Origin of the sequence: Synechococcus sp. R8-2 (assembly GCF_047461715.1) — a bacterium.
Lineage (GTDB): Bacteria > Cyanobacteriota > Cyanobacteriia > Thermostichales > Thermostichaceae > Thermostichus.
In genome coordinates this window covers 1-5,027 of the sequence record NZ_JANSHQ010000138.1, presented here as the reverse complement: position 1 = coordinate 5,027, position 5,027 = coordinate 1, and the positions used below count along the sequence as shown (strand labels likewise).

At 56.7% G+C, this 5,027-nt stretch carries 7 protein-coding genes; 1 reads left to right on the top strand and 6 read right to left on the bottom strand.

The features are described 5' to 3' along the window. Positions 1–266 precede the first annotated feature (266 nt). Positions 267–1,133: a hypothetical protein gene (locus tag NW819_RS03935; RefSeq protein ID WP_414412951.1), complete on the top strand. Its 867-nt coding sequence runs from the start codon at positions 267–269 to the stop codon at positions 1,131–1,133. A gap of 35 nt (positions 1,134–1,168) precedes the next feature. Here NW819_RS03935 and NW819_RS03930 read toward each other — a convergent pair whose 3' ends face one another. From NW819_RS03930 to NW819_RS03905, 6 genes are all read right to left on the bottom strand, one after another. Further along, positions 1,169–2,428 carry a class I SAM-dependent methyltransferase gene (locus NW819_RS03930; protein ID WP_414412950.1) on the bottom strand — a complete coding sequence of 420 codons (1,260 nt, stop codon included), beginning with the start codon at positions 2,426–2,428 and terminating at the stop codon, positions 1,169–1,171. 1 nt (position 2,429) lies between these two features. Next, a complete protein-coding gene (locus tag NW819_RS03925) occupies positions 2,430–2,603 on the bottom strand; it encodes a hypothetical protein (protein ID WP_414344869.1) in 174 nt (57 codons plus the stop codon). Positions 2,604–2,650: 47 nt separating this feature from the next. Then, complete coding sequence (locus tag NW819_RS03920; RefSeq protein ID WP_011433902.1) at positions 2,651–3,202, bottom strand: NAD(P)H-quinone oxidoreductase subunit J; 552 nt, start codon at positions 3,200–3,202, stop codon at positions 2,651–2,653. Between the two features lies 1 nt (position 3,203). Beyond that, complete coding sequence (locus NW819_RS03915; RefSeq protein ID WP_414331499.1) at positions 3,204–3,944, bottom strand: NADH dehydrogenase subunit K; 741 nt, start codon at positions 3,942–3,944, stop codon at positions 3,204–3,206. Then, the gene (gene ndhC / locus NW819_RS03910) at positions 3,935–4,297 is read right to left on the bottom strand and encodes a photosynthetic/respiratory NAD(P)H-quinone oxidoreductase subunit C (protein WP_414331498.1); all 363 of its coding nucleotides are present in this window, start codon (positions 4,295–4,297) and stop codon (positions 3,935–3,937) included. Before ndhC ends, NW819_RS03915 begins: the two co-directional genes overlap by 10 nt. Positions 4,298–4,397: 100 nt before the next feature. Continuing rightward, on the bottom strand, positions 4,398–4,646 hold the full coding sequence (locus NW819_RS03905) for a hypothetical protein (RefSeq protein ID WP_011433899.1): 249 nt from the start codon (positions 4,644–4,646) through the stop codon (positions 4,398–4,400). Positions 4,647–5,027: the final 381 nt, after the last annotated feature.

The window sequence follows — 5,027 nt, the reverse complement described above, 5'->3', positions numbered from 1 at the left end:
CTCCTGCAATTTCTAGCTGAAGTGGCTCTTGCAGGTTTAGAGTGGCGATTGACTTGTAGTTGTGGCCATACTGGAGGGATGGCGTAAAGAACTGTAACCTCAGCAGTATACCAGAGTCATCTTGAAGTGCAGTGATGAAGTGCAGTGAAATAGTGCAGTAAAATTGTCTCTAAGGCGTTCTTTGTTCTTTGTGTTGGTTCTAGCTCCCCTTTCTCCTTAAAAAAAGAGGAGTTGTGAGTGAGAGAAAACCTACCCAAACATTACCTATGGTCAAAACAATCTTCAAGACAATCTCCTCTTCCACCCTGGGGTCGATGATGTTGCCTTTCTCCTGCCGCCAGCTTTGGATAACTGCCTTTCCCGCGTTGGCTGGAGTTACGGTGGCTATTGGCGGCCTTGGGGCGGGAGGATCCCTGTGGCAGGCAGGAGCAGCAGGTTTGGCCACGGGGATGACGGGCTATGTGGCTTCTGCTCTATCTGGAAGCGAGGCCAAAGCCAAAATCCAGCTTCTGCAGCACCTCGAAAATCGACAGAAGCAAAACGAAATCACTCCTTCAGACCTACAGCAACTGCAAAGCGAACTGGCCAACCTGCGTGCTGCCCTTGAAGATTGGGCAAAAGTCCAGCAGAAGGGGGTGGCTGCTGCCCAACCTTATGATGAGGCTCGTTCGCAAGCTCAAACTCCTCAGCTTCATTTTGAAACAGAGATCCAGATCCAATCTCAAGAAGAACGACTTCCTCAGTTACGCGCAGAAGAGCAAAGTCTGAAAGCCTCGATTGGAGATTTACAAGCCAAGAAACAGAAACTCATTCAGTCCCTTAAGGAGGGCATAGCCAAGGTAGAACAACTCCAATCAAAACAGAATCTCCTGAAGCAGGATATTGCCCGCTTAACCCAGGCTTGTCGGTCAACAGGCTCTAGTAACTCCATTAAACGGTCACCTATGCCCGCGAAAGGATCTTCAGACGTATCTCTTGGCTCGGCCCGCATGACCAAAACTGCCGCCGGCGTCGCATGGGCCGACAAATATGACGAAGTCCTTGCAACCCTCGAGGAGCGAATCGACAACCTGGAAGATAGCGCCAGAGCAATGGCAGAACTGGCATCGATGGAAGGCAACGGTAGCCGGTAGGGGCAGACATCCCATCCCAATAGCACCGAAACGGTTCACAGCTCTGGCTCGCCAAAGCCCCGCAGAGGGTGAGCGTGTTCTGAGGGGATCAAGCCCTTGGCCTGCACCAATACCCCAAAGCCCCCCAACCCCATGGGATCCAGCAGCGCGTGAAGAGCATGTCGCCGCCGCAAAACCTGGCCCACATCCACAGCTTCGCCATCAACCGGGTTCCCCATTTGGCTAAGGGCGGCCAGCCGCTCGGTCAATCCCAGGTTGACCAAAAAGCTGCTTTGCCGGGTGAACCCCAGACATTTTAGCCCCAGAGATTCTCCCACCTGCTCTAGGGTGGTAAAGTCCACATGAGCGGTGAGATCCTGGGATCCCACCCGAACATAGGGATCCGTGTAGCTGCCGTGCTGTCGATAGGCCAGGAGCGTACCTTGGGCGCGGTGGGGGCTGTAGTAGCGCTGGGCGGTGTGGCCATAATCGATGGTGAGCACGTAGCCTCGCCGGAGCTTGCGGGCCAGGAGCTGCAGCCACTCCAAGGCTTTTAGGTTCACCTCGGTTTGGTAGCCCGACGGATAGGTTTCTACAGGGATCCCCAGACGGGCGAAGTACTCTCTTAGCTCAGGGGTGGACAGATCCCCCAGCACTTCCCGGAAGTTGGCTTCTGCAGCCTCGCCGCAATCGACATAGATTTCTCGCAAAGCCCCATCCTGCACCTGCACCCGATGCACCGGAAAAGCATCCACCAGCTCATTGGAGAAGAAACAGCCTGTGACCGACTCATCCGGGATCCCGTCCCAATCCAACCAGCGCACCTTCTCCCCAAAAGGGGCCAACCGCTCCTGCTGGAGCCGCCGCAGGTGGGCAGAACGCTCCAGGATCCCATATTCCAGTGCCTGCCAAAAAGGGGGGTTAGCGGAGCGCACGTAGGTCAGCCAATCCTGGGCCAAGCGACCGCTGCCCGCCCCCATCTCGATCACCTTGAAGTCAGGGGGGGATCCCAAAATGTGCCAGAACTGGTGGATTTGCTCCGCCAACAGTTGGGCAAAGTCCGCCGCCAGGTGGGGAGAGGTGAGGTAGTCGGGGCCAATCGGGGATCCCCGCTCGTAATAGCCCAACCCCGGCTCGTAGAGAGCCCACTCCATAAACTGGGCAAAGGTCACCGGCCCTTGAGCGCGAATGCGGCTGACAATCAACTCCCGCAACTTCTGCGTGGCCTGAGGTGTCGATAGAGAAAGACTCGGGTCGCGTAGGTGTTGCTCAGGAGCGATCACAGGTGAGGATTCCAGGGATCCAGACTCACTCAACTTACTTGTTCAGGGGACGACGCCAATTTTGGCGAAACTGACGGTTCGAGACCAACAACACAGGCCAGAGGGCCGATACCACCCACTTCCCGGAGCCGGAATAGATGCGATCCGCCTTGCGGGCCGAGTACCAAACTCCACCTGCATAGATTGCCAAGAGCAAAAAAGGCCACATCTCAACCCATCCTGTTCAACGCTGCTCACCAGGTCAGGGATCCCCAATCAGTAGGCATCCTGCAGCTCATAGAAGTCAGGCGTGATGTAGTCCTTGCGCAGGGGCCAACCTATCCAGTCTTCCGGCATTAAAATCCGCTTCAGGTTCGGGTGTCCCTCGAAAACAATGCCATACATGTCGTAGGTTTCCCGTTCCTGCCAATCCGCCGACTTCCAAATCCAGTATACGGAAGGTAGGCGTGGATCCTGGCGAGGCAACTTTACCTGGAGCCGCACCTCCTGAGGGCGATCCGCCCCGTCTGACAGCTTGATCAGGTGGTAAAGGCTGACCAGTGGCTGCCCTGCCCCCAGGTCATACCCGCACTGGCACTCCAGGTAGTTAAAGCCGTAGGCATAGAGGGCGGTACACAAGGGTAGGAGAAAGTCCCGCTCCACCTCCAACAGCTCTACCCCCGCTGCGTCTCTCCCCAAATACTGGTGCTCGAAGCCGTTGTCGGCCAGAAACTGGGAAACCGGGCCCCGCTCCAACGTCACCAAGGGTTCCGACTGCTCGCCTGCGGATGGCGGCGCTTGTTTTTCCTGGGCATTCTCCTCTGCCATCTCACACTCCTCCCTGCAAGGCTTTGAGCTGCTGTTCCGCCCGCTTAAAGTCGGCGGTTTGCAAGGCCGGGGGCACCGGCAAGCCAATGGCCGCAGCCAGCTCTGGCGGGGGAGCTTGGCGGGTCTCGCTCTCCAGATACTTGCCGGTGATGATCTCCGGCACAGGCTTGAGGTTGTGCTTAACCGTGTAGTAGCGGTGGGTTTGCTGCAGACGGCCTCGTTCCCGCATGTCCTCGGCGGCGATCTTCTTGCGCAGCTTGACAATGGCATCCATGATCGCTTCTGGACGAGGAGGGCAGCCGGGAATGTACACATCCACCGGGATCAGCTTGTCCACCCCCCGCACTGCCGTGTAGGAATCGGAGCTGAACATGCCACCGCTGATGGTGCAAGCCCCCATGGCGATCACGTACTTCGGCTCAGCCATTTGCTGGTAGAGCTTGACCAACGCCGGAGCCATCTTCATGGTGACCGTACCTGCCGTGATGATCAAATCAGCCGTGCGCGGCGAAGAACGAGGCAGCAGGCCAAAGCGGTCGAAGTCGAAGCGGGATCCCAGCATGGCGGCAAACTCGATGAAGCAGCAGGCGGTGCCGTAGAGCAGCGGCCAGAGGCTGGACATCTTAGCCCAGTTGTACAGGTCGTTCACCGTCGTCAGAACGACGTTGTTGGAGAGGTCGGTAGTCACCTGGGGGGCAGCCCCCGGAAACAAGACTTGCGATTTCTCAGACGTCATGACCATTCCAATGCTCCTTTTCTCCAGGCGTACACAAGACCCACCACAAGGATGGCGATGAAAATCAGGGCCTCCACAAAGGCCAACAGCCCCAAGCGGTGAAACGCCACTGCCCAGGGATAGAGGAACACCGTCTCTACATCGAAAATGACGAAGACCAGTGCGAACATGTAGTAGCGAATGTTGAACTGGATCCAGGCTTGCCCAAACGGCTCCATGCCCGACTCGTAAGTGCTGCGCCGCAGGGATCCCCGCCGCTTTGGCGCCAAGAGTGCAGAAGCCCCCAGAGCCAAAACCGGCAGCAGAGAGCAGAGGATCAGGAAAACCAGCAAATACTCGTAGCCGGACAGAACAAACACGACGCCAGACTGCCTCAGTTGCTCAACATTTAGATACGTTTCCAGTATAGAGCCAGTCTGTGGCTCCCCTGCGCCACCGGATCTTCAGTTCTATTGATGATCATGATTGTTGGGAGCGGCGTTTTTCCAGCCAGCCCCACACTCCGCTCACCACCGCCCCGGCCATCAGGATCCCCAAAGCCGGCTGAAACAAGGGCAGCCAGAGCCGCATCCAAAGTTTGTAGCCCAGTGGGATCCCAAGAAAAGCCCCGGTTACGGAAAAGACAAACCAGACAAACCCGGCGAACACCAGAAAGACAACGGCAATCAGGAAGTTATCCAGCCAGCGCTTGAGGTCAGAGGAAACCATAGGGATTGAGGCAGAACAGCTTGAAGTAGACCCAGAGGCAATCTGGGAACCGAACCTTTTGGGCCGCTAATGCCGATATCTCAGCATCTTTCACCCAGACAGACTGCCGGAATAAGTTCAACAGACAGGGTAGCTTACCCCAGCACTTGGTGAAGATCCCACGTGCACCTTTTTGGGTAGAGTAAGCTGTGCCGGCCCGCTGCTGACCCGCTGTGAACACAACCCAAAACCACGGTAGCGCCAGTAGGATTCCCCAGCCAGCCTACCAGCAACATTAAGCGCGAGTCCCATTCTGCCGTTTGAGCCGCTCAGCTTGGAGATGACTCCCAAGTTGGCTGGCTGCCGTTGGCCCTTCACCAGTTGTTGACTTGTCAAGATATA

Excerpts from the sequence above, each read along its gene's own strand:
- NW819_RS03905 (WP_011433899.1), bottom strand. The coding sequence starts at position 4,646 with ATGGTTTCCTCTGACCTCAAGCGCTGGCTGGATAACTTCCTGATTGCC.
- NW819_RS03915 (WP_414331499.1), bottom strand. The coding sequence starts at position 3,944 with ATGGTCATGACGTCTGAGAAATCGCAAGTCTTGTTTCCGGGGGCTGCC.
- NW819_RS03925 (WP_414344869.1), bottom strand. The coding sequence starts at position 2,603 with ATGTGGCCTTTTTTGCTCTTGGCAATCTATGCAGGTGGAGTTTGGTAC.
- NW819_RS03920 (WP_011433902.1), bottom strand. The coding sequence starts at position 3,202 with ATGGCAGAGGAGAATGCCCAGGAAAAACAAGCGCCGCCATCCGCAGGC.
- NW819_RS03935 (WP_414412951.1), top strand. The coding sequence starts at position 267 with ATGGTCAAAACAATCTTCAAGACAATCTCCTCTTCCACCCTGGGGTCG.